Raw genomic sequence first — 24301 nt, 5'->3', positions numbered from 1 at the left:
ACCGTGAGCGAGCGCCAGTCCCACACATGCACAGCGCTAGGAGCCGCACGATCATGAACCTTCTCACCGACATCCTCGCCGGCCTCGTCCACTTCGTCGGCCTGCTGGTCTGACGGTCCGGGAAACACGACGGCGCCGCCTCCCCGTCCCAGGGAGGCGGCGCCGTCCGCGTGCTACCGGACGCCCACGGCCCGCACGATCTCCTGCGTGACCGAGCCGCCCCGGTCGTCACGCGCCGAGGCCCGCAGCGAGACGTGCTCGGCACCGCGCGGCACGTCCAGCGTCCCGTGCCAGGACGCGCCCTTGCCGGTCAGCCGGACCGGCTTCCAGGACTCGCCGTCGTCGTAGGACACCTGGAGCGTCCCGCCGCCGATCGTCCCGGTGTCCGGGGCACCCGCCACGTACTCGGCGCCGAGCCCGACCGACAGCTTCCGCCCGCCGCGCACCTCGCCCGCGAGGTCGGTGTCCACGTCGAAGGACAGGTTGATCAGGGGCAGGAAGGTCCACCGGTCCTCGGGGGTCGCGGCCGACCGGAAGGTCCACTCGGCGTGGCCCCTCGTCCCGAGCCTCCAGCGGTCCGCGTCCAGCGCGGTGTCCGTGACCAGCTTGTACGTGTGCTCGTCGGCGGGGGCGGCATCCACGTAGGCGGCGGACGACGGCCCCTCGTCGACCAGCTCCCCGTCCAGGTACACCGCCGTGGTCTGGGTCATCCCGCTGCCCTCGCTCCACACGTCGCCGAAGCCGGTGTGGTCGGGACCGGAGTCCCCCCAGCCGGGGGCGTTGAACTGGAGCCGGTCGCCGGCGCGCTGCTGGCCCCAGCCCAGCCCGGTGCCGAGCCACGGGTGCCAGACGGGCTTGAACCAGTCGAGCACCGGCCGCGTCCCGCCCTCGTACCGCACCAGCCCGCCGCGCTGCTCCAGCGCGCCGTCGGCGGCGTCCACGGACTCGTGCCACAGCTGACCGGGCCCGGTCGAGACGTACTCGGTGCGTTCGGCCGGGTAGTCGATGCGCTCCTTGAAGCCGATACCGATCGGGAAGGTGCCGGTGATGGAGTACCGGAACTCACCCCCGGCCACCGGCTCGGCGGCGTGGTACTTCGTGTGCACGGCGGCCAGGTCACGGGTGCCGGGCTCGTACGTCAGGTCCCGGTCGGGCACCCCGCCGGGGTGTCCCTCGGACAGGTCGTACACGAAGGGCGTGTCGCGCGTGCCGGTCATGTCGACGCGGCCCGCCGCGCGCAGCCGGGCGGCGTCGGCGGCGTTCACCGTGGCGATCGTGAGCGGCCGGTCGGCGTTGTCGTCCGTGCCCCACCACGCCATCAGCCGGCCGGGCGCGTCGTCGGTGACGAACAGCGCCTTGGCGCCCGCGTCCTGGGCGGCCTGGGCGAGGGCGGCCGGTTCGGTGCCCTCGGTGAGCCGGGCGAGGACCGCCTTGCCCTTCGCCCCGGTGACCGGGCCGGCGCCGGCGTCGACGAGCGGCAGCCTGGTCCGTCCCTCGGCGAGCGTGCCGCCCGGCTGCACGACGGCCTCGGTGATCCCCTTGGCCTCCAGCATCGGCCTGCCGAGCCGCCACACGGTCCGGTACTCGAAGCCGCCCTGGGCGACCTTCCCGGTGGGCGCGGCGAAGACGCTGTCGTACGTCAGGGGCACCTGCACCGCGCCGAACAGGTCGGAGCCGTTCGCGCTGCGGTCGAACTCCATGAGGAGCTGCCGGGTCTCGGTGCGCCGGCCGACGTCCGCGCGGACCTCGCGCAGCTTCCGGCCGTCGAGGGTGATCTCCCGGTCCCGGTCGAGGACGACCTCGGGGGCCGCGAGGAAGCCGAGGCCGAGCGAGTCGGCGCCGTGGCTGCCGCGCACGTCGAGGAAGGAGGTCAGGCTGTACGTCCCCGGGGCGAGCCGCAGCCGGAGGGTGCCGGAGTCGCCGACGTGGGCGGGCACGGTGTCGACGCCCTCGGCCAGCCGCTGGACGGCGAGATCGGCGGCGGTCGCCGCGCCCGCGCGGTCCTTGACGTGGACGGTGAGCGTGTACCGCTCCTCCTCCTTGACCAGCCCGAACGCGGTGTGCGCGACGGGCGTGCCGCCGGTGGAGGCCACGATCTGCCCGCCGGTGTTCCCGACCGGTGCCTTCGCGCCGTCCCCGGTCACCGTGGTGGACGCCGTGCCGTGCGCGGGCACGGTGAGCGTGGTGTCGGCGAGGGCGGCGACGCCGTCGGGCGCCCCCTGCACGGACAGGTCCAGCGCGACGGGGGCGTCGGAGGAGTTGGTGTAGGTGACGGTGCGGGTGACCGGCTCGTTGCCGTCGTAGGGCCAGGAGTAGAAGCCGAGGTCGGCGCTGCCCGTCGCGGTGATCCGCGCGCCGACGGCGTCGGGCACGCTGACCCGGCCTGCGCCGAGCTGGTAGGCGGAGGCGTCGAGCCGCTTCGACGTGGACATCAGCGCGTCCTTGAGCTGCGCGCCGGTCCAGTCGGGGTGCTCCTCGGCGAGCAGGGCGGCCACTCCGGCGACGTGCGGCGTCGCCATCGACGTGCCGTCCATGGAGGTGTAGTCGCCGGTGCCCTCGCTGAGCCGGGACCGGGCGGCGAGGATGCCGACGCCGGGGGCGGACAGGTCGGGCTTGAGCGCGTTGTCCCCGTAGCGGGGGCCGGCGCTGGTGAACCAGGCCGCCCGGTCGGCGGAGTCGACGGCGCCGACGGTCAGCGCCGCGTCGGCGGCACCCGGCGAGCCTATGGAGGAGGGCGCGCCGGTGTTGCCGGCGGCGATCACGAACAGCGCGCCGGTCTCGCGGGAGAGGGTGTCGACGGCCTGCGCCATGGGGTCGGTGCCGTCGCTCGCCTCGGTCGACCCGAGGCTCATCGAGACGATGTCGGCCCCGACGTCCCGGGCGGCCCACTCCATCCCGGCGATGATCTCGGACTCGCTGCCCGAGCCCTGGTCGTTCAGGACCTTGCCGACGGCGAGCGTGGCGCCGGGCGCGACGCCCTTCTCCCTGCCGTCGGAGGCGGCACCGCTGCCGCCGACGGTGGAGGTGACGTGCGTGCCGTGGCCGTGCCGGTCGGCGACCTCCTCCCCCGCGATGAAGCTGCGGCTCTGCGCGATCCGCCCGGCGAGGTCGGGGTGGCCGGCGTCCACGCCGCTGTCCAGCACGGCGACGGTGACGCCCTTGCCGGTCAGCCCGGCCTGCCAGGCCTCGGGGGTGCCGATCTGGGCGTTGCTCTCGGCCATGGCCGCGGTGACCCGGCCGTCGAGCCACACCTCGTCGATGCCGTCCTGCCCGGTGAACGCCCGCCAGAAGGTGCGCCCCTTGTCCGCGTCGACGGCGGCGCCGCGCACGCTGGGCAGTGCCCGCGTCCGCTCGGCGCCGCGCGGGGTGAGGGTCCGCGCGTCCTTCTCGTACGTCACGATCAGCGGCAGCTCGCCGCTCTCGCCGTCGGCGAGGCCCTGGCGCAGCAGCTCGTCGACGTCGAAGAGCCGTTCGTCGAGCCGCCCGGCGCGCAGGTAGGGCAGGGCCTCGTCCGGTACGACGCTGATCGCGCCGTTCGCGTTCTGGGTGCGCACGGCGCCGGTGGCGCCCGCCGGCCGTTCGACGGTGACGGTCCGCCGGCCGCCGCCGAGGTCGGTGACGGTCACCCGGTCGCCGGTGACGAGGGTGACGGTACGGGTGGCCGCCTGGATCCGGGTGCCCTGGGGAGCCTCGCGCGCCGTCGCGGCCGGTGCGGCCGGCAACAGCGCCAGCGCGAGCCCGGCCGACAGGAGGGTCGCCACGCGTCTGACTGGTCCTCTGTTCATCCTCGCCTCTCTTCGTGGAGTGCTGCGAAGAGTCTCAGGGGGCATGTGGTGCAGGGGAGTTGTCCGGACGTGGCGGGTTGGCGCCCCGGCAGGTTCCCGCCACGCGCCGACGGCACCGCGCGGCGGCTCCCGGCGTCCCCGCGCCCCGGCGCCGTACGCCGGAGCCGCGGACCGCCGGCGGGGTGCGCTCCGCCGCCCCCCGTTCGGCGGCCCCCCGCCCGGCCCCCTCCGGGCGGCGCCCGCCGCCGCCCGCGCGCACGATGCCTAGAAGACCGGCCACCCCGCCGGACCCGCACGGTCCGCGCTCTCGGGAGGAACTGCCATGACCGCCACTCTGGAGCAGCTGCGCCGCTGCCACTTCGGCGTCGACCTCGGCGCGTCGAGGACCCGGGTCTATGTGAAGGGCACCGGGCTGGTCGTCGACCAGCCGTCCGCCGCCGCGGTGAACACGCGCACCGGCGCGCTCATCGCGGTGGGCGAGCTCGCGGAGAAGATGACCGGCCGCACCCCCGGCTACATCAGGGTCGTACGGCCGGTCTCCGGCGGCACGGTCGTCGACATCGAGATGGCCCAGCGCATGCTGCGCCACCTGCTCGGCGACAAGATCCGCCGGACGCTGCGCCGCAAGCCCCGGCTGCGCGCCGCCGTCTGCACGCCGCACGACGCCGATCCGCTGGCCCAGCGGGCGGCGATCGAGACGCTGGTCGGGCTCGGCGCCCGGCGGGTGGAGCTCGTCGACACCCTGATCGCCGCGGCGGTCGGCTGCGGGCTGCCCGTGGAACAGCCCGAGGCGACGATGATCATGGTGTGCGGGGCGCACTCCACGCAGGTCGCGGTGCTCTCCCTCGGCTCGACCGTCACCGCCGAGCGCATCCCGGTCGGCGGCGAGGCCGTGGACCACGCGATCGTGCAGCTCCTGCGCCACCAGCACGAACTGGTCCTGCCCAGCCAGTCGGTGCGGCCGCTCCAGCTCGCCCTGTCCGGGAACGGGCTCACCCCGCAGGGCCCTACGTCCACCGAGATCCACGGGCGGGACGTGGCGACCGGACTGGCCCGCAGCGTGAAGGTCGACACCGCGGCGGTGCGCAACGCGATCCAGACGCCGCTGACCGCCGTGCTCGACGGCATCGGCAAGGTGCTGCGCGACTGCCCGCCGGACCTGGTCGCGGACCTCGCCGACCGCGGGATCATGATGGTCGGCGGCAGTGCGCTGCTGCCCGGCTTCGACCAGATGCTGCGTCAGGCGACCGGCATGCCGGTGCACATCGCGGAGCGGCCCGACGTGTGCGCCGTCCAGGGGCTCGGCACGATGCTGGAGGGCCGGGTCGAACCGCTGGTGCTGGACCCGCTGGCCGACTGACCCGGCCGGGAGTCCGACGGCATGACCCCACGGCCCGCGTCACGCCTGAACCGCCTTCTCGACGCCGTCCTCTGCGTCGGCACCGACCTCGACCTGCGCGGCACCCTGCGGAACGTCGTGGACGGCGCCGCCGAGCTCACCGGAGCGGCCCGCGCGACCCTGACCCCCGCCGACCCGGACGCGACCGGCCTCTCCGAGATCCGCACCGGCCCCGGGGAGGGCGCCGCCGGGACCGGGCACCGGCTGCGGGTGCCGATCCACGTGCGGGACGAGGAGTTCGGCGAGCTGCGGCTGGCCGGGCCGCCCGGCGGTGGTCCGTTCACGGCCGACGACGAGCAGTTGCTGCGGGTCCTCGCCGCGCAGGCCGGCATCGCCATCGGCAACGCCCGGCTGTACGAGACGGCGCGGCAGCGCGAACGCTGGATCGAGGGCGCCGCGGCCGTCACCACCGCGCTGCTCACCGGCGAGAGCGCGGAGGACGCCCTGACGACGGTCGCGGAACGGGCCCGGCTGCTCGCCGGCGCCTCGGCGGGGGTCATCCTCCAGCCGACCGCCGAGGACGGCATGGAGATCGTGACCGCCTCGGCGCCCGACGACCCGGACGGCATCGTCGGCGCGGTCATCGCCCCCGGCAGCCCCGTCCTGGAGCAGCTCCTCGGCGGCGAGCCGGTGTTCGTCGCGGACTCGGCGACCGACCCGCGCATGACCACGCGCGTGCGGCACCGGTTCGGACCCAGCATGATGCTGCCGTTGCAGGCGAACGGCCGGCTGATCGGCACGCTGGCGCTGCCCCGCCGCCGCGGCGGCCGCCCCTACACGGACGTCGAACGGCTGCTCGCCACCCAGTTCGCGTCCCAGGCCGCCCTGGCCCTGGTCCTCGCCGACGCCCGGCGCGGCCGGGAGCGCCTCGCGGTCTACGAGGACCGCGACCGCATCGCCCGCGACCTGCACGACCTGGTGGTGCAGCGGCTGTTCGCCACCGGCATGATGCTGGAGTCCACCCGGCGCCGCCCCGGGGCGGACCAGGTCGGCGACCTGCTCGGCCGGGCGGTGGACGAACTGCGGTCCACGGTCCAGGAGGTCCGCACGGCGATCCTCGCGCTCCAGCAGCCCCCGGCCGGACCGCCGGCCGGCCTGCGCGGCCGGGTGCTGCGCGAGACCGCGTCCGCGGCCGCCCGGCTCGGCTTCCCGCCCTCCACCCACTTCAGGGGCCCCGTCGACAGCCGCGTGCCGGACGGGGTCGCCGACGGCCTCCTCGACGCCCTGCGCCGCGCCCTGGCCGCCGCGTCGCGCGGGCACGGCGTCTCCCGCGTCGAGGTCTCCGTCGACGCGACCGCGTCGCTGCCGGACGGCCGCGACGCCGTGCGGCTGACGGTCACGCACGACGGCACGCCCGAGGGGACGTCCGGCGCCCCGGTGTCCGGCGGGGACCCCGGCGGCACGGCCGCCGAGGGCGGCACCCCGGTGACGACGGCCACCTGGCAGTCGCCCCTCTGAGCGGGCGGCCCGGCCGGAACCCGCACAGCCTTTACCCGTCCGTGGGCCGGTCATTCCCCGCAGCGGGGTGTACCGCCCGGGGACGGGGGGCAGGCGCTCCGGCAGACGGGGGCCGGGTGACGTCGCGGTCGTCGTCGGGGAACAACGAGGACGCACAAGGCGGTGACATGACCTCAGGGGCACCACCACGTCCGGCGGGGAGGCCGGCCGCCCTGGTGATCGAGGGCCGTGCGGAGGAGGGCCGAGCGCTGCTCGTCGCGCACGGAGAGCTGGTCCACGGGTGTGCGGACGTCCTGGCCGAGGCCCTGGCCGCACTGCCCGCGGGCATCGACCGGGTCGACCTGGACATGGGCGGCGTGGTCTTCATGGACACGGCCGGACTGCAGTTCCTGGAGCTGCTGCGCGACTACGGCGACCGGTGGGCGGTGCCGGTGACGGCACGGAACTGGACCGGCCAGCCGCGCAGGATCCTCGAACTGCTCGGCCTGGACACCACCGCTCCCCTGCGCGGCACGCCCCGCCCCTCCACCGCGGAGCCGGTGGGCTCGGCGGTGGCGGCGGAGCGGTCGGAGCGGCTGCACGTGCTGCAGGAGGAGGTGGAGCAGCTCCGCCAGGCCATCGCCTCCCGTCCGGTCATCGACCAGGCGAGGGGCGTCCTGATGGCGCTGCACGCCTGTACGCCGGACGAGGCGTGGCACATCCTGCGGGAGGCCTCGCAGCTGTCCAACACCAAGCTGCGGACGGTGGCCGCGGCGGTGACCGACGGCGCCCGCGACGACGGCCCGCCGCCACCGCCCGAGGTACGCGCGGCGCTGCGGACGGCCCTGGACCGGGCCCGCCGCTGAGGCCGGTCCCGGTGGCGTGGTACCGACACGGGGGGCGGGGGTACTCGGCGCGGGAGAGCGGTCCGGCAGGAGGTGCCACGATGAGCGAACAGACCCCGTCCCAGGCTGAGGGCGAGCGCGACGACGAGCGGACGGACGTCCCGAACCCGTCGCAGACGACCCCGTCGCAGGCCGAGGGCGAACGCGACGACGAGACCGAGGAAGGCGGCGAGGGAGGCCGGTGATCCGGCGTCCCCCGCGCGGGGTGGGTGGTGCTCGGTGGGGCGGGTGGGACTCGAACCCACGGCCGACGGATTATGAGTCCGCTGCTCTAACCGGCTGAGCTACCGCCCCATGAACGGCGTGTCGCGTACATGTGTGCGCGCCGTCTGCCGCAGCATAGCCGCTCATACGATCTCCTGCCTCGGCTGGTCGGCTCACCACGGCGCCTTCACGACCTTGGGACACCGCAGCGTGCCGCGCGGTTCCCGTGGGTTCCCGGCAGTTGCGGGAGCAAGCGTCCGGACATGAAAAAGGACCCCGCAGGGTCCTCGTTCAACATGCTCCCCCGACTGGACTCGAACCAGTAACCTGCCGGTTAACAGCCGGCTGCTCTGCCAATTGAGCTACGGAGGACCGAGCTCCCCCGACTGGACTCGAACCAGTAACCTGCCGGTTAACAGCCGGCTGCTCTGCCAATTGAGCTACGGAGGAATGCCTCGTTGCATCGAACGCACCCACCCGGGTATTCGCCAGGGGGCGCGCGCTCGCTGCGACACATACATTAGCGCAAGCAGGGGGGTGCTTCGCCAATCGGTACTCCCCGGCACCTACGGAGCTATGCAAGGGAAGGTGGCCGCCATGCGATACCGGCTCACATTCGTCGTCGGACTCGCCCTCGGATACGTGCTCGGCACGAAGGCCGGGCGTGAGCGTTACGAGCAGTTGAGGAAGTCCGCCCGGCAGGTCGCACAGAACCCGGCGGTCCGCAACACCGCGGAGTCGGCGGCACAGCAGGGCCGCCACATCGCGGACAAGGCCTACCACGTGGTGAGCGACAAGGTCGGCGACCGGATGCCGGACTCGGTGGCCCAGCGGGTGCGGTCGCTGCGCGAGCGCAACGCGGGCGGCAGCGCCTCGGACGACTGGGGCACCAGCAACACCTGAGGCGTGTGCCCCCACCCGGTACGGACACCTGCCGCCGTGCGGCAGAATTTCCGCATGGGGATAGTCGCCGGGTTGGACAGTGCGCCCGATTTCACTCGTATCGTCGTCTGTGATGCGGACACGGGTGCCGTGCTCCGGCAGGGATACGCGCCGCATCCGGTCGAGAGCCCCGAGGGCGGCGGCCGGCCCTCCGACGTGGACCCGCAGGCCTGGCTGCTGTCCCTGGGGGAGGCCGCCGGCGGCGGGTTGCTGGAGGGCGTGCAGGCCATCGGGGTCTCGGCCCAGGCCAACTCGGTCGTGCCGCTGGACTCGCAGGGCAACACCGTGCGTCCGGCCATGGTGGGCGGCGACAAGCGCTCGCAGGTGGCGGCGGCCGACCTGATCGACGCGCTCGGCGGGCGCGAGGAATGGGCGCAGGCGGTGGGCTGCGTGCCCCAGGCGCCGCAGCCGGTGACCAAGCTGCGCTGGCTGGCCAGGACCGAGCCCGAGGCCGCCGCGCGGACCGCCGTGCTGCTCCAGGCCCACGACTGGCTGGTGTGGCAGCTCCTGGGGCGGCCGGCCCGCCGGACCACCGACCGGGGCGGCGCCTCCGGGACCGGCTACTGGTCGGCGGCGACCGGCGGGTACCGGCCCGATCTGGTCGAGCTGGCGCTCGGGCACCAGGCGATGCTGCCGGAGGTGATCGGCCCGTCCGACGCGGCCGGCACGACGCCGGAGGGCCTGCTGATCTCCGCGGGGACCGGCGAGACGATGGCCGCCGCCTTCGGGCTCGGCATCGGGCTCGGCGACGCGGTCGTCTCCCTCGGCGCCTCCGGGTCCGTCATGGCCGTGCACCCCGAGGCGCTCGTCGACCGGAGCGGCATGATCACCTCCCTGGCCGACGCCACCGGCATGCACCTGCCGGTCGTCACCACCCTGAACGCCGTACGGACCCTGCGCGGCACCGCCGAACTGCTCGGTCTGCCGGACCTGGAGAGCCTGTCCGACCTGGCGATGAAGTCGACGCCGGGCGCGCACGGGCTGGTCCTGCTGCCGTACCTGGAGGGCGAGCGGACGCCGAACCTGCCGCACACCGCCGGGACGCTGGCCGGGCTGCGGCGCGAGTCGATGAAGCCCGAGCACCTGGCGCGGGCCGCGTTCGAGGGCATGCTGTGCGGCCTCGCCGACGCCCTGGACGTGCTGCGCGGCCGGGGTGTGGACGTACGGCGGGTGTTCCTGCTGGGGGCGGCGGCGGAGCTGGCGGCCGTGCAGGCGGTGGCACCGGCGCTGTTCGGGGTGCAGGTCGTCGTACCGCAGCCCGCGGACTACGCGGCGACCGGCGCGGCCCGGCAGGCGGCCTGGGCGCTGGGCGTGTCGCGGGGGACGCTGGACCCGCGCACCCCCCCGGCCTGGCAGGGCGCGGTCGCGCAGGTGCTGGAGCCGGGCGAGGAGCTGGCCGTGGGCCAGGCGGTGCGCCAGCAGTTCGTGTCGGTGCGTGAGCAGACCCACCCGGGGGCGCTGCGCTAGGCGGCCGGGCCCGGGGCGCCCGTACGGCCGGAAGTACGACGCTGTCGGCTTAATCGGTTGAGGTAACGCGGGTGGAGTGTCCGACGATAGGTGCCAGGGGCGACCGACCGCCCCTGTCGCCGACTCCGAGAGACCCAGCGTGCTCATACGACTCCTGCGGACCTGTCTCAGGCCCTACAAGAAACCCATCGCCCTGCTGGTGGCGCTGCAGTTCCTGCAGACCTGCGCCAGCCTCTACCTGCCGACCCTGAACGCGGACATCATCGACAACGGTGTCGTCAGCGGTGACTCCGGCTACATCCTGGGCTACGGCGCTCTGATGATCGGCATCTCGCTGGTGCAGGTCGTGTGCAACATCGGTGCCGTCCACTACGGCGCCCGTACCGCCTCGGCGCTCGGCCGGGACCTGCGGGGTGCCGTCTTCGACCGGGTGCAGTCCTTCTCCGCGCGGGAGGTCGGCGGCTTCGGCGCGCCCTCTCTGATCACGCGGACGACGAACGACGTGCAGCAGGTCCAGATGCTGGCCCTGATGACGTTCACGCTGATGGTGTCGGCGCCCATCATGTGCGTGGGCGGCATCGTGATGGCGCTGGGCCTGGACGTGCCGCTGTCCGGGGTGCTCGTCGGGGTCGTGCCGGTGCTGGCGGTCTGCGTGACGCTGATCGTGCGGCGGCTGCGGCCCCTGTTCCGGGCCATGCAGGCGCGGCTGGACACGGTGAACCGGGTGCTGCGCGAGCAGATCACCGGCAACCGGGTCATCCGCGCCTTCGTGCGGGACGAGTACGAGCAGCAGCGGTTCCGGAAGGCCAACGCGGACCTGACGGAGGTGGCGCTGGGCACCGGCAACCTGCTCGCGCTGATGTTCCCGGTGGTCATGACGGTGGTGAACCTGTCGTCGATCGCGGTGGTCTGGTTCGGCGCCCACCGGATCGAGAGCGGCGGGATGCAGATCGGCGACCTGACCGCGTTCCTGGCCTACCTGATGCAGATCGTCATGTCCGTGATGATGGCCACCTTCATGTTCATGATGGTGCCGCGCGCCGAGGTGTGCGCCGAGCGGATCCAGGAGGTACTGGACACGGAGAGCAGCGTGGTGCCGCCCCTCGCGCCGGTCACCGAGCTGCGCCGGCACGGCCACCTGGAGGTCCGCGGTGCCGGCTTCCGGTATCCGGGGGCCGAGGAGCCGGTGCTGAAGGGCATCGACCTGGTGGCCCGGCCGGGCGAGACGACCGCCGTCATCGGCTCGACCGGCAGCGGCAAGTCCACGCTGCTGGGGCTGGTGCCGCGGCTGTTCGACGCCACGGACGGGGAGGTGCTGGTCGACGGCGTGGACGTGCGGACCGTCGACCCGAAGGTGCTGGCCCGGATCGTGAGCCTGGTGCCGCAGAAGCCGTACCTCTTCGCGGGCACGGTCGCGACCAACCTGCGCTACGGGAATCCGGACGCCACGGACGAGGAGCTGTGGCACGCGCTGGAGGTGGCCCAGGCGAAGGAGTTCGTCGAGCGGCTGGAGGGCGGGCTGGACGCGCCGGTCTCGCAGGGCGGGACCAATGTGTCGGGTGGCCAGCGGCAGCGGCTCGCGATCGCCCGGACACTGGTGCAGCGCCCGGAGATCTACCTGTTCGACGACTCCTTCTCGGCGCTCGACTACGCCACCGACGCCGCGCTGCGCGCCGCGCTGTCGCGGGAGACGGCCGAGGCGACCGTGGTGATCGTGGCGCAGCGCGTGGCGACCATCCGGGACGCCGACCGGATCATCGTGCTGGACGAGGGGCGGGTGGTCGGCGTGGGCCGGCACCACGAGCTGATGGCGGACAACGAGACCTACCGGGAGATCGTGCTCTCCCAGCTCACGGAAGCGGAGGCTGCCTGATGGCGGGGCCCGGGGGGCGCATGATGGCCGGGGGCGGTCCCGACCAGCGGTCGATGGACTTCAAGGGGTCGGGCAAACGGCTCGTCGCCCAGTTCCGGCCGGAGCGCGTGACGATCTACGCGCTGCTGGCCTGTGTGGTGCTCAGCGTCGGTCTCAACGTGGTCGGGCCGAAGATCCTCGGCAGGGCCACCGACCTGGTCTTCGCGGGCATCGTCGGGCGGGACATGCCGTCCGGGGCGACGAAGGATCAGGTCCTCGCGTCCATGCGGGAGCGCGGTGACGGGGACGTCGCCGACATGCTGCGCGGCACGGACTTCACGCCGGGCGAGGGCATCGACTTCACCGCCGTGGGACACGTGCTGCTGCTGGCGCTGGCGGTGTTCGCCGTGGCCGGGCTGCTGATGGCGGTGGCGACGCGGCTGGTGAACCGGGCGGTGAACCGGACGATGTTCCGGCTGCGCGAGGACGTGCAGACGAAGCTGTCGCGGCTGCCGCTGTCGTACTTCGACAAGCGTCAGCGCGGCGAGGTGCTGTCGCGTGCGACGAACGACATCGACAACATCGGGCAGACGCTCCAGCAGTCGATGGGCCAGCTCATCAACTCGCTGCTGACCATCATCGGCGTGCTGGCGATGATGTTCTACGTCTCCTGGATCCTGGCGCTGGTCGCGCTGGTGACGGTGCCGCTGTCCTTCGTGGTCGCCACACGGGTCGGCAAGCGGTCGCAGCCGCAGTTCGTGCAGCAGTGGCGCTCGACGGGGCAGCTGAACGCGCACATCGAGGAGATGTACACCGGGCACGCGCTGGTGAAGGTGTTCGGCCGGCAGGAGGAGTCGGCGAAGCAGTTCGCCGAGCACAACGACGCGCTGTACGAGGCCGGGTTCAAGGCGCAGTTCAACAGCGGCGTCATGCAGCCGCTGATGATGTTCGTGTCGAACCTGAACTACGTGCTCGTCGCGGTCGTCGGCGGCCTGCGGGTGGCCTCGGGCTCGCTGTCGATCGGTGACGTGCAGGCCTTCATCCAGTACTCGCGGCAGTTCTCGATGCCGCTGACGCAGGTGGCGTCGATGGCGAATCTGGTGCAGTCGGGCGTGGCGTCGGCGGAGCGGATCTTCGAGCTGCTGGACGCGGAGGAGCAGTCGGCGGACCCGATCCCCGGCGTCCGGCCCGAGGAGCTGCGCGGGCGGGTGGAGCTGGAGCACGTGTCGTTCCGCTACGACCCGGAGAAGCCGCTGATCGAGGACCTGTCGCTGACGGTGGAGCCGGGGCACACGGTCGCCATCGTCGGCCCGACGGGCGCCGGCAAGACCACGCTGGTCAACCTGCTGATGCGGTTCTACGAGGTGTCCGGCGGCCGGATCACCCTGGACGGCGTCGACGTCGCGAAGATGTCCCGGGACGAGCTGCGGGCCGGGATCGGCATGGTGCTCCAGGACACCTGGCTCTTCGGCGGCACCATCGCGGAGAACATCGCGTACGGCGCGTCCCGCGAGGTCACCCGGGGCGAGATCGAGGAGGCGGCGCGGGCGGCGCACGCGGACCGGTTCGTGCGGACGCTGCCCGACGGCTACGACACCGTGATCGACGACGAGGGCACGGGGGTGAGCGCCGGTGAGAAGCAGCTCATCACCATCGCGCGGGCCTTCCTGTCCGACCCGGTGATCCTGGTGCTGGACGAGGCGACGAGTTCGGTGGACACCCGGACCGAGGTGCTGATCCAGAAGGCGATGGCCAAGCTGGCGCACGGGCGGACCTCGTTCGTCATCGCGCACCGGCTCTCCACCATCCGGGACGCGGACACCATCCTCGTCATGGAGAACGGGTCGATCGTCGAGCAGGGGGCGCACGCCGCCCTGCTGGCGGCCGACGGGGCCTACGCGCGGCTGTACAAGGCGCAGTTCGCGCAGGCCGTGGCCGAGGTGGACGGCTGAGCGGGCCGGGGCCCGGCCCACGGGCCCCGGTCAGTCCAGATAACCCCTGAGCTGGTCCGCGAAGGTGTGGTCGCGGAGCTTGTTGAGGGTCTTGGACTCGATCTGGCGTATCCGCTCCCGGGTCACGCCGAAGATGCGGCCGATCTCCTCCAGGGTGCGGGGGCGGCCGTCGACCAGGCCGTAGCGGAGCTGGACGACCTTGCGCTCGCGTTCGCCGAGGGTGGAGAGCACGGCCTCCAGGTGCTCGCGCAGCAGCAGGAAGGCGGCGGACTCGACGGGGCTGGTGGCGTCGCCGTCCTCGATCAGGTCACCGAGGGCGACGTCGTCCTCCTCGCCGACGGGGGTGTGCAGGGAGACGGGCTCCTGGGCCAGGCGCAGCACCTCGCCGACGCGCTCCGGGGGCAGGTCCAGGTGGGCGGCGACCTCCTGCGGGGTCGGCTCGTGGCCGCGCTCCTGGAGCATGCGGCGCTGGACGCGGACGACCCGGTTGATGAGCTCCACGACGTGGACGGGGACGCGGATGGTGCGGGCCTGGTCGGCCAGCGCGCGGGACATGGCCTGGCGGATCCACCAGGTGGCGTACGTGGAGAACTTGTAGCCGCGGGCGTAGTCGAACTTCTCCACGGCCCGGATCAGGCCCAGGTTCCCCTCCTGGACCAGGTCGAGCATGGTGAGCCCGCGTCCGACGAACCGCTTGGCCACCGACACGACGAGCCGCAGGTTCGCCTCGATCAGGCGGCGCTTGGCGACGCGGCCGAGGACGACGATCCGGTCGAGGTCCAGGGCGAGGCGGCTGTCCAGGTCGGGGGTGAGGCGCAGTTTCTCCTCGGCGAACAGCCCGGCCTCCACGCGGCGCGCGAGCTCGACCTCCTCGGCCGCGGTGAGCAGCGGGATCCGGCCGATCTCGCGCAGGTACTGGCGGAACAGGTCGGCGGAGGGCCCGCCGCTCTCGGTGCGCGTGGGCGCCGGCGGTTCGGACGGCTCCCCGGCGGCCTCGACGGCGTCGGCCGGCGGCTCCTCGGGGCGCGTGGCGTCCGTCCGCGCGTCGGTCTGGGTGAGGGTCCGGGTCTGCACGGGGGCGACCTCCAGGGGGGACGCTGCCGGCGGGGGAGGCAGCGGTGCTTCGGGGGCGGAGCCGGCTCGCTCGCCGCTGTCCGTCCCGTGCGCGGGGAACGCGACCGGGCGGCCTCGGGAACCGTCGGGGACGGGTCGGCCGTGCTCCGAGGAGTCGGGCACCGCCCCAGTGTGGGGTACGACACATCGCCGCCACGAGGGGCGTGCGGTGACTTTTTGCGTCCGGTCCGTGACCGCCTGCTGACCGGCGGGCGCTGCTACAGCGCGGCGGCGCCGTGTTCGCGCAGGGTCTGGTCGTACTGCTGGAGGACCCACAGCTCGTTCTGCACGGCGGCGAGTTCGGCGGGGTCGCCGTGGCCGCCCAGGCGGGTGAGGCGGCCGGTGATGTCGCGGATGCGGCGCTCGACGGCGCGGCGCCGGACGGTGACGAGCTGGGCGCCCGCGTAGACCTCGTCGACGTCCTTCACGCCCCGGTGCAGCATGATCGCCTCGACGGCGAGTTCGGTGACCATGGCGCGGACGGTGTCGTCGGGGGCGGCCTCGCGGACCCGGACCAGGTAGTCCTGCGGGTCCTGGACGCCGAACTCGGCGCCGCCCGCCTCCATGATCGCCTGGCGCACGGCCGCGTAGGGCGGCGCGGTGAACTCGTCCACGCCGTACGCGTCGAAGGCCGGGGAGACCAGGTGGGGGCGCTGGAGGGCGAGCTTCAGCAGTTCGCGTTCGGTGGCGAAGACGGGGTTGCGCAGGTTGAGCGCGGGGCCGCGGGGGGCCGAAACGGTGGCGGCGGCGTACTGCTGCGGGCCGTCACCGCCGCCGCGCTGCGGCCGGTCGGGAGCGGGGCCCCGGCCGCCGCGGTCGCGGGCCCAGCGGGCCAGCTGGGCGACGCGCTTGACGACGAACTGGGTGTCGAGGATGCCGAGCATGCCGGCGAGCTGCACGGCGACCTCGTGCTGGGCGCCGCTGTTCTTGATACGGGCGACCACCGGGGCGGCCTCGTCGAGGGCCGCGGCCCGGCCGGCCGGGGTGTCCAGGTCGTAGCGGGCGACGATCTGGCGCAGCGCGAACTCGAACAGCGGGGTGCGCGGCTCGACCAGGTCGGCGACGGCGTCGTCGCCCTTGGCGAGGCGCAGGTCGCAGGGGTCCATGCCGTCGGGGGCGATGGCGATGTAGGTCTCGGCGGCGAACTTCTGGTCGTCCTCGAAGGCGCGCAGGGCCGCCTTCTGGCCGGCGGCGTCGCCGTCGAAGGTGAAGATCACGCGGGCCGAGCCGTTGTCCATCAGCAGCCGGCGCAGGATCTTGATGTGGTCGCCGCCGAACGCCGTGCCGCAGGTGGCGATGGCGGTGGTGACGCCGGCCAGGTGGCAGGCCATGACGTCGGTGTAGCCCTCGACGACGACCGCGCGGGACGCCTTCGCGATGTCCTTCTTCGCGAGGTCGATGCCGTAGAGGACCTGCGACTTCCGGTAGATCGCGGTGTCGGGGGTGTTGAGGTACTTCGGGCCGTTGTCGGCCTCGTAGAGCTTGCGGGCGCCGAAGCCGACGACGTCGCCGCCGATGTCGCGGATGGGCCACATCAGGCGGCCGCGGAAGCGGTCGATGGGGCCGCGGCGGCCCTCCTGGGCGAGGCCGGAGAGGACCAGCTCCTTGTCGCTGAAGCCCTTGCCGCGCAGGAAGCGGGTGAGGTGGTCCCAGCCCTGCGGGCTGTAGCCGACGCCGAAGTGGACGGCGGCGGACTGGTCGAAGCCGCGGTCGGCGAGGAAGGCCCGGCCGGTGTCGGCCTCGGGGGAGGTCGCGAGCTGTTCCGCGTACCACTCGGCGGCGATCTTGTGGGCCTCGACCAGGCGGATGCGCTCGCCGCGCTGGTGGGCGGGGTTGTAGCCGCCCTCCTCGTAGCGCAGGGTGATGCCGGCCTGTCCGGCCAGGCGCTCGACCGCCTCGGAGAAGGTGAGGTGGTCGATCTTCATCACGAACGTGATGGTGTCGCCGCCCTCCTGGCAGCCGAAGCAGTGGAAGAGACCCTTGCTCGGGCTGACCTGGAAGGACGGCGACTTCTCGTCGTGGAACGGGCACAGCCCCTTCAGGTTGCCGCCGCCCGCGTTGCGCAGCTGGAGGTACTCGGAGACGACGGCGTCGATCGGGACCGCGTCCCGTACCGCCTTCACGTCCTCGTCGTTGATCCGTCCTGCCACGTGTGAATTCTACGGGGACGGAATCGGAGCTACGGAATGAGGCTTTCGAGGGATGTGTGCGGGTCGGCGAGCGCCTCGGTGTCCACCTGGGCCTTCGAGCGGATCAGCCGCTGGATCGGGTCCGTGACGTCCCACACGTTCACGTTCATCCCGGCCAGCACGCGGCCCTCCTTCACCCAGAAGGCGATGAACTCGCGCTTGGCGGCGTCCCCGCGGATCACCACCTGGTCGTACGAGCCCGCCGGCGCCCAGCCGGAGTACTCCATCCCCAGGTCGTACTGGTCGGAGAAGAAGTAGGGCACCCGGTCGTGGGCGACGTCCTTGCCGAGCATCGCGCGGGCCGCGGCGGGGCCGCCGTTGAGGGCGTTGGCCCAGTGCTCCACGCGCAGGCGGGTGTCGAACAGGGCGTGCGGGAAGGAGGCGACGTCGCCGGCCGCGTGGATGTCGGGGTCGGAGGTGCGCAGCCGTTCGTCGACGACGATGCCGCCGCCGTGCGCGCGGTCGGCGATCTCCAGGCCCGCGGCCTGCGCGAGCGAGGTGCGGGGGGCGGCGCCGATCGCGGCGAGCACGTCGTGCGCGGGGTGTTCCTCGCCGTCGTCGGTGCGGGCGGCGAGCACCATGCCGTCCTGGCCGACGATCTCGGTGAGCTGCACGCCGAAGTGGAAGCGGACGCCGTGCGCCTCGTGCAGCTCGGCGAAGACGGAGCCCAGCTCGGGGCCGAGGACGCCGTGCAGCGGGGTGGGCGCCGGCTCGACGACGGTGACCTCCGCGCCGTACTCGCGGGCCGCCGCCGCGACCTCCAGGCCGATCCAGCCGGCGCCGGCGATCACGAGGTGGCCGTTGTCCCGGCCGAGGGAGGCGAGGACGCCCTTGAGGCGCTCGGCGTGGGCGAGGCGGCGCAGGTGGTGGACGCCCGCGAGGCCGGTACCCGGCACGTCGAGGCGGCGGGGCTCGGCGCCGGTGGCGAGGAGCAGCTTGTCGTACCGGACGAAGGTGCCGTCGTCGCCGTAGTGGACGGTCTTCGCGGCACGGTCGACGGCGACGACGGTCTGGCCGAGGTGCAGCTCGATGTCGTGCTGCGCGTACCAGGCGGGCTCGTGCACGAAGACGCTGTCGCGTTCCTCCTTGCCGAGCAGGTAGCCCTTGGACAGCGGCGGGCGCTCGTAGGGGTGGTCGCGCTCGTCGCTGATGAGGATCACCCGGCCGGTGAAACCCTCCGTGCGGAGTGTCTCGGCCGCCTTGGCGCCCGCCAGGCCTCCTCCGACGATGACGAATGTCTGATCCGCGTCGACCACTTGTTGCCTCCTCGTCAGGGTGCCGCCACAGGCGAGCGTCCCGCACACCGCGTGGCGCGGGAAGGGGGAGTGACCCGATCAGGCCACCGACAGTCTCACGGATGACCCGTCAGGCGGGCGTGAAGCGAGCGGGCCGAGGCGTCCGTGAGGGAGGCGATCTGGTCGACGATCACCCGTTTGCGGGCCCGGTCGTCGCCCGCCCGGTCGAACAGGGCGCGGAACTGGGGGTCGAGGCCGTCGGGGGCGCGGGCGGTGAGCGCCTCGGCCAGCTCGGCGACGACGACGCGCTGGTCGGCGCGCAGCCGGGTCTGTTCGGCGCGCTGCATGACGTACAGGTTGGCGACGGCCTTGAGGACGGCGCACTCCATGCGGGTCTCGCGGGGGACGACCAGTTCGGCGGCGTAGCGGGTGAGGCGGCCGTCCCCGTACGCGGCCCGCGTGGCGGTCTCGGCGGCGAGGCAGAAGCGGCCGATGAGCTGGCTGGTGGCGTCCTTCAGGCGGGCCTGGGCGACGGCCGAGCCGTCGTAGCCGTGCGGCCACCAGTCCTGGGCGAGGAGGCGGTCGAGGGCGGCGGCCAGTTCGGCGTGGTCGGTGCCGGCCGGGACGTAGCGGCCGGCGGCGGCCTCGAAGACGGCCTCGCGCTCGGGGTCGGCGAGCAGGCAGTTGGGGTCGATGTGACCGGCGTGCAGGCCGTCCTCGACGTCGTGCACGGAGTACGCCACGTCGTCGGACCAGTCCATGACCTGCGCCTCGAAGCAGGTGCGGGTGCCGGGGGCGCCCTCGCGCAGCCACTCGAAGACGGGGCGGTCGTCCTCGTACACCCCGAACTTGGGCGACGCCGGGTCGCCGGGGTGGGCGCCGCGGGGCCAGGGGTACTTGGTGGCGGCGTCGAGGGTGGCGCGGGTGAGGTTGAGGCCGACGGAGCCCTCGTCGGTGAAGCGCTTGGGCTCGATGCGGGTGAGCAGCCGGAGGGACTGGGCGTTGCCCTCGAAGCCGCCGCAGTCCTCGGCGAACTCGTTCAGCGCGGTCTCGCCGTTGTGGCCGAAGGGCGGGTGGCCGAGGTCGTGGGAGAGGCAGGCCGCCTCCACCAGGTCCGGGTCGCAGCCGAGGGCGGCGCCGAGCTCGCGGCCGACCTGGGCGCACTCCAGGGAGTGCGTGAGCCGGGTGCGGGGGCTGGCGTCCCACATGGGGTTGCCCTCCCCCGGCGCGACGACCTGGGTCTTGCCGGCGAGGCGGCGCAGGGCGGAGGAGTGCAGGACGCGGGCGCGGTCGCGCTGGAAGGCGGTGCGGCCGGGGCGCTTGTCCGGTTCCGGGGCCCAGCGGGCCACTGACGTGGGGTCGTACGGGGCGGGGGGTGCGGTGCCTTCCATGTCATGAACAGTAAGGGGAAGGTGTGACAGTCGGGCGCCTTCCCGTCCGCGGGGTTCCGTAGGTGCGCTGCCGCGGGTCGTGTGCGGCCGGTCGCGCCCGCGCGGCGGAGCCGCATGTCGGTACGGTCTCGCGGGCCCCTAGGGGGTCGCCGGCGCCCGGCGTTCACGGGCGCTGCCCGCTCTGAGTGCCTCGTCGTAGCGGTGCAGGAGGAGGCGGGCCATGGCCGGGTGGGTGCCCAGCGGGGCCGACGCGATCCACGGGGCCGCCGCCGCGCACTCCGTCGCGAAGCGGCCGGGGGCCGTGAAGCAGGAGGCGACGGCGATACGGCGGTGGCCCTCGGCGGTCAGGGCGCGGACGGCCTCCGGCACCGTCGGCGCGGCCGCCGAGGCGTGGGCGGGGACGACCGGGGCACCGAGGCGGGCGGCGAGGAGCGCCGCCGTGCGGGCCGTGTCCGCGCGGGAGGCCGGGGCGCGGGAGCCCGCGGAGGCGAGGACGACGGCGCCGTCCGCGGGGGCGGTGGCGGGCCAGCCGGCCTCGGTCAGGCGGTCGTGGAGGGCGTCCACCAGGAGGGGGTGCGGACCGAGCGGGGCGGCCACCCGGGTGCGGGCCGGGGAGGCCGCCGCCATCTCGGGGACGTCCCGTCCGACGTGGTGGCCGCGGGTGAGCAGCAGCGGCACGAGGACGGCCTCGCCGTCGCCGAGCGCGGCCAGCGTGTCCGGGAGCAGGGGGGCGTTCAGCTCGATGTGGCCGAGGCGCACCGGCAGGGCGGGGCGCAGGGCGCGGACCCGGTCGAGGAGTGCCCGTACGGTGCTCAGCGCGCGGGGGTCGCGGCTGCCGTGGGCGACGACGACCAGGGCGGGGCCACCGCCGGGGTGCGCCGTGCCCGTCCTGTCCGTGCCGCTCGTCCTGCGCGTCATCGTGGTCGCCGTCATGCACCGAGCGTGGCGGGGGGACGTTGCCTCCCCGTTGCGCCCGCGTCACGGTGATGTGCCGTCGCCTCACACGCTACCGGCCGCCCGGTGTGAGCGGGCGGCGAACCGGACGGCGCCCCCGCACGTCCCTGGGAGCAGGAGACGACCGGGGAGGGAACCGACCGATGCGCCGCTGGAGACCTGGCAGACCGCGCCTTCCGCGCACCCGTACGGGGCAGCGACGGCTGGTCCAGGCGGTGATGGCCGCGTGTGTGCTGGCCCTGCTGCCGTCGACCTGGATGTACGCGGTGGCCGGCGACCGGCTGCGCACCACCGCCGACGTGCCCCGCACCGAGGTCGCGGTCGTCTTCGGTGCCGGGCTGTGGGAGGGCGAGCCGTCGCCGTACCTCGCCCACCGGCTGGACGCGGCGGCGGAACTGTACCGCGCGGGGCGGATCGAGGTGGTGCTGGTGACCGGGGACAACAGCCGGGAGGAGTACGACGAGCCGGACGCCATGCGCGCGTACCTGGTCCGGCACGGGGTGCCCGACGGGCGGATCGTCAGCGACTACGCGGGCTTCGACACCTGGGACTCCTGCGTCCGCGCGAAGAGGATCTTCGGGGTCGACCGGGCCGTGCTGATCAGCCAGGGCTTCCACATCCGGCGGGCCGTGGCCCTGTGCCAGGAGGCGGGGGTGGCGTCGTACGGCGTCGGGGTCGACGCCGAGCACGACGCGACCTGGTACTACGGGGGCGCGCGGGAGGTCCTCGCGGCGGGCAAGGCGGCGCTGGACGCGGTGTTCGAGCCGGATCCGCGCTTCCTCGGGCCGAAGGAGCCGGGAGTGGCCGAGGCGCTGGCCGCCGGGCGCTGAAGCCGGCCCTCACCGCGGCCGGAGGGCGGCCGGGAGGTCACCGTCCCGGCGGCGTAACAATCGGCCGCCCGGTCGCGTAACACGGGCGACGCACGCTGGACGGCATGCAGAGCACCCCGACGCCCACGCACTGCCCGTACTGCGCGCTGCAGTGCGGGATGAATCTGACGCCCGCCGCCGACGGGAGCGTCGAGGTGACCGAGCGGGCGGACTTCCCGGTGAACCGGGGCGCGCTGTGCGGCAAGGGCCGGACGGCGCCGGCGGTGCTCGCGTCGGCGGTCCGCCTGACCTCTCCGCTGGTCCGGGACGGTGCCGGCGCGCTGGTGCCGGCGTCGTGGGACGAGGCGCTGGACCGGATCGCCGGGAACCTGGCGCGCACGCGCGAGGAGCACGGCGCGGACGCGCTCGGGGTGTTCGGCGGGGGCGGGCTGACGAACGAGAAGGCCTACGCGCTGGGCAAGTTCGCCCGGGTGGTGCTGGGGACCTCGCAGATCGACTACAACGGGCGGTTCTGCATGTCGTCGGCGGCGGCGGCCGGCACGCGGGCGTTCGGGCTGGACCGGGGGCTGCCGTTCCCGCTGGAGGACATCCCGCGGACCGGGTGCGTGATCCTCGTCGGCTCGAACCCGGCGGAGACGATGCCGCCGTCGATGCGGTACTTCCACGAGCTGCGCGAGAACGGCGGCACGCTGATCGTCGTCGATCCGCGCCGCACGAGGACCGCCGAGCAGGCCGATCTGCACCTGGCGCCGAGGCCGGGCACCGACCTGGCGCTGGCGCTGGGCCTGCTGCACCTGGTCGTCGCCGAGGGGCGGGTCGACGAGCGCTACGTCGAGGAGCGCACGGCGGGCTGGGAGGAGGCGCGGGCGGCGGCGATGGCGCACTGGCCGGAGTACGTGGAGCGGATCACGGGGGTGTCCGTCCCCGAACTGCGGGAGGCGGTGCGGCTGTTCTGCGCGCCTCGGGCGGCGATGGTGCTCACCGCGCGCGGGCCCGAGCAGCAGGCCAAGGGCACGGACACGGTGGGCGCGTGGATCAACCTGTGCCTGGCGACCGGGCGGGCCGGGCGGCCCCTGTCGGGCTACGGCTGCCTGACCGGGCAGGGCAACGGGCAGGGCGGACGCGAACACGGGCAGAAGGCCGACCAGTTGCCGGGCTACCGCAAGCTGACCGACCCGGCGGCGCGGCGGCATGTCGCCGGGGTGTGGGGCGTGGACCCGGACTCGCTGCCGGGGCCGGGGCGCAGCGCCTACGAGTTGCTGGACGCGCTGGGCACGGACATCAGGTCGCTGCTGGTGATGGGCTCCAACCCGGTGGTGTCGGCGCCGCGCGCGGCACACGTCGAGGGGCGGCTGCGCTCGCTGGACTTCCTGGCCGTGTGCGACGTGGTGCTGTCGGAGACGGCGGCGCTGGCGGACGTCGTCCTGCCGGTGACGCAGTGGGCGGAGGAGACGGGCACCACGACCAGCCTGGAGGGCCGGGTGCTGCTGCGGCGGCGCGCGGTGACGCCGCCGGACGGGGTGCGCGGCGATCTGGAGGTGCTGCACGGGCTGGCCGGGCGGCTCGGGGCGGAGCGGGGTCTGGAGAAGGGCTTCCCGACCGATCCGGAGGAGGTCTTCGAGGAGCTGCGCCGGGCGAGCGCGGGCGGGCCCGCGGACTACTCGGGGATCAGCTACCGGCGGCTTGCCGAGGAGAGCGGCGTGTTCTGGCCGTGTGCGGCGCCCCCGCCGGACACGGCCGGGGCGGAGCCGCACCCGGGCAGCCCCCGCCTCTTCCTGGAGCGCTTCGCCACCGACGACGGCCGGGCCCGCTTCGTCCCCGTCTCGCACCGCCCGAGCGCCGAGGAGCCCGACGACGAGTACCCCGTGCTGCTGACCACGGGGCGGGTCGTGTCGCAGTACCAGTCCGGTGCGCAGACCCGGCGCGTGGCCGAGCTGAACGCCGCCGCGCCCGGACCCTTCGTGGAGCTGCACCCGAGGCTCGCGGCGCGGCTGGGGGCGGCCGAGGGCGATCCGCTGGCCGTCGTCTCCCGGCGGGGCCGGGCGGTGGCACCGGCCCGCATCACCACCGGCATCCGCCCCGACACCGTGTTCATGCCCTTCCACTGGCCCGGAGAGGGCCGCGCCAACACCCTGACCAACCCGGCCCTGGACCCGACCTCGCGGATGCCGGAGTTCAAGGTGTGCGCGGTGCGGGTGGAAACGGTGGCGTAGCACTCACCGGACCCGCCAGTCGCCGCCGGGGACCGGGACGCCGCGCGCCCGCAGCCGGGCGGCGACGGCCGGGGCGGCGACGTACACCCAGGCGCGCACGGGCGTCCCGTCGGCGTCCCGGACGACGTCCCTGGCCACGCGGTCGTACAGGTTGCCCGGGTCGCCCGGCACGTACTCCTCCAGCCGGTCGAGGGCGGCCAGCACGTCGTCGTACGCCTCCGGCACAGGGATGACGAGGTCGCCCCGCACCGTGCCGTCCGGAGCTTCCACGGCCCAGGGGTAGCCCGGGCCGGAGTACAGCGTGGCGCCGGTGAGGCGGGCCGGCTCCACGGCCCGGGTGCGGCCGCCGAGGAAGCGGGCGTGATGGGCGCCGCCGGGACGGAGCGTCCCGTAGACGAAGAAGGGCCGTCGCTCGGTGTCCACGAGGGTCATT

General features: G+C 74.0%; 17 protein-coding genes and 3 tRNA genes. 10 read left to right on the top strand and 10 right to left on the bottom strand.

The annotated features are described in order from the left end of the window. Nucleotides 1–173 precede the first annotated feature (173 nt). Nucleotides 174–3785, bottom strand: a complete 3612-nt coding sequence (locus ACFWJB_RS13770; protein ID WP_386922288.1) for a S8 family serine peptidase — start codon at nt 3783–3785, stop codon at nt 174–176. Between the two features lie 322 nt (nt 3786–4107). Between ACFWJB_RS13770 and ACFWJB_RS13765 the strand changes: the two genes are divergently transcribed. The 4 genes from ACFWJB_RS13765 (at nt 4108) to ACFWJB_RS13750 (ending at nt 7711) form a co-directional block, all read left to right on the top strand. Beyond that, nucleotides 4108–5145, top strand: a complete 1038-nt coding sequence (locus tag ACFWJB_RS13765; RefSeq protein ID WP_385463381.1) for a rod shape-determining protein — start codon at nt 4108–4110, stop codon at nt 5143–5145. Between the two features lie 21 nt (nt 5146–5166). Continuing rightward, a complete protein-coding gene (locus ACFWJB_RS13760; protein ID WP_385463384.1) occupies nt 5167–6642 on the top strand; it encodes a GAF domain-containing sensor histidine kinase in 1476 nt (491 codons plus the stop codon). A 167-nt stretch (nt 6643–6809) separates the two neighbouring features. Next, complete coding sequence (locus ACFWJB_RS13755; protein WP_385463387.1) at nt 6810–7487, top strand: ANTAR domain-containing protein; 678 nt, start codon at nt 6810–6812, stop codon at nt 7485–7487. 80 nt (nt 7488–7567) lie between these two features. Next, on the top strand, nt 7568–7711 hold the full coding sequence (locus ACFWJB_RS13750; RefSeq protein WP_385463390.1) for a hypothetical protein: 144 nt from the start codon (nt 7568–7570) through the stop codon (nt 7709–7711). A 35-nt stretch (nt 7712–7746) separates the two neighbouring features. On the opposite strand, the gene ACFWJB_RS13745 is transcribed toward ACFWJB_RS13750, so the two are convergent. The 3 genes from ACFWJB_RS13745 to ACFWJB_RS13735 form a co-directional block, all read right to left on the bottom strand. Next, nucleotides 7747–7820: transfer RNA gene (locus ACFWJB_RS13745), tRNA-Ile, on the bottom strand. Nucleotides 7821–8029: 209 nt separating this feature from the next. Further along, nucleotides 8030–8102: transfer RNA gene (locus ACFWJB_RS13740), tRNA-Asn, on the bottom strand. Between the two features lie 5 nt (nt 8103–8107). Beyond that, nucleotides 8108–8180 (bottom strand) — tRNA-Asn (locus ACFWJB_RS13735). A 147-nt stretch (nt 8181–8327) separates the two neighbouring features. Between ACFWJB_RS13735 and ACFWJB_RS13730 the strand changes: the two genes are divergently transcribed. From ACFWJB_RS13730 to ACFWJB_RS13715, 4 genes are all read left to right on the top strand, one after another. Further along, a complete protein-coding gene (locus ACFWJB_RS13730; RefSeq protein ID WP_385463393.1) occupies nt 8328–8633 on the top strand; it encodes a YtxH domain-containing protein in 306 nt (101 codons plus the stop codon). A 54-nt stretch (nt 8634–8687) separates the two neighbouring features. Next, nucleotides 8688–10139 carry an FGGY-family carbohydrate kinase gene (locus ACFWJB_RS13725; RefSeq protein WP_385463396.1) on the top strand — a complete coding sequence of 484 codons (1452 nt, stop codon included), beginning with the start codon at nt 8688–8690 and terminating at the stop codon, nt 10137–10139. A gap of 139 nt (nt 10140–10278) precedes the next feature. Next, nucleotides 10279–12012 (top strand): ABC transporter ATP-binding protein, encoded by a 1734-nt coding sequence (locus ACFWJB_RS13720; protein ID WP_385463399.1) that lies wholly within the window; start codon nt 10279–10281, stop codon nt 12010–12012. Then, entirely contained in the window at nt 12012–13943 is a 1932-nt protein-coding gene (locus ACFWJB_RS13715; protein ID WP_385463402.1) for an ABC transporter ATP-binding protein, read from the top strand. The genes ACFWJB_RS13720 and ACFWJB_RS13715 overlap by 1 nt, the downstream gene beginning before the upstream one ends. A 30-nt stretch (nt 13944–13973) precedes the next feature. Here ACFWJB_RS13715 and ACFWJB_RS13710 read toward each other — a convergent pair whose 3' ends face one another. From ACFWJB_RS13710 to ACFWJB_RS13690, 5 genes are all read right to left on the bottom strand, one after another. After that, nucleotides 13974–15179 carry an RNA polymerase sigma factor gene (locus ACFWJB_RS13710; RefSeq protein ID WP_385463405.1) on the bottom strand — a complete coding sequence of 402 codons (1206 nt, stop codon included), beginning with the start codon at nt 15177–15179 and terminating at the stop codon, nt 13974–13976. Nucleotides 15180–15274: 95 nt separating this feature from the next. Beyond that, nucleotides 15275–17206 (bottom strand): DNA primase, encoded by a 1932-nt coding sequence (dnaG, locus tag ACFWJB_RS13705; protein WP_385463408.1) that lies wholly within the window; start codon nt 17204–17206, stop codon nt 15275–15277. A gap of 29 nt (nt 17207–17235) precedes the next feature. Beyond that, a complete protein-coding gene (locus tag ACFWJB_RS13700) occupies nt 17236–18501 on the bottom strand; it encodes an NAD(P)/FAD-dependent oxidoreductase (RefSeq protein ID WP_385463411.1) in 1266 nt (421 codons plus the stop codon). Nucleotides 18502–18596: 95 nt separating this feature from the next. Next, nucleotides 18597–19871: a deoxyguanosinetriphosphate triphosphohydrolase gene (locus tag ACFWJB_RS13695; protein ID WP_385463414.1), complete on the bottom strand. Its 1275-nt coding sequence runs from the start codon at nt 19869–19871 to the stop codon at nt 18597–18599. Between the two features lie 138 nt (nt 19872–20009). After that, nucleotides 20010–20789: a sirohydrochlorin chelatase gene (locus tag ACFWJB_RS13690; RefSeq protein WP_385463480.1), complete on the bottom strand. Its 780-nt coding sequence runs from the start codon at nt 20787–20789 to the stop codon at nt 20010–20012. A gap of 179 nt (nt 20790–20968) precedes the next feature. Between ACFWJB_RS13690 and ACFWJB_RS13685 the strand changes: the two genes are divergently transcribed. Both ACFWJB_RS13685 and ACFWJB_RS13680 read left to right on the top strand, forming a co-directional pair. Continuing rightward, complete coding sequence (locus ACFWJB_RS13685) at nt 20969–21655, top strand: vancomycin high temperature exclusion protein (protein WP_385463416.1); 687 nt, start codon at nt 20969–20971, stop codon at nt 21653–21655. 104 nt (nt 21656–21759) lie between these two features. Further along, nucleotides 21760–23868, top strand: coding sequence for a molybdopterin oxidoreductase family protein (locus tag ACFWJB_RS13680; protein ID WP_386922282.1), 2109 nt, complete (start codon nt 21760–21762; stop codon nt 23866–23868). A 3-nt stretch (nt 23869–23871) separates the two neighbouring features. Here ACFWJB_RS13680 and ACFWJB_RS13675 read toward each other — a convergent pair whose 3' ends face one another. Further along, a complete protein-coding gene (locus tag ACFWJB_RS13675; RefSeq protein ID WP_386922280.1) occupies nt 23872–24300 on the bottom strand; it encodes a gamma-glutamylcyclotransferase family protein in 429 nt (142 codons plus the stop codon). Nucleotide 24301 lies beyond the last annotated feature (1 nt).

Source organism: Streptomyces sp. NPDC127100 (assembly GCF_042724095.1).
GTDB lineage: Bacteria > Actinomycetota > Actinomycetes > Streptomycetales > Streptomycetaceae > Streptomyces.
The sequence above is the reverse complement of the archived record's forward strand: the minus strand, read 5'-3'. Positions and strand labels throughout refer to the sequence as shown.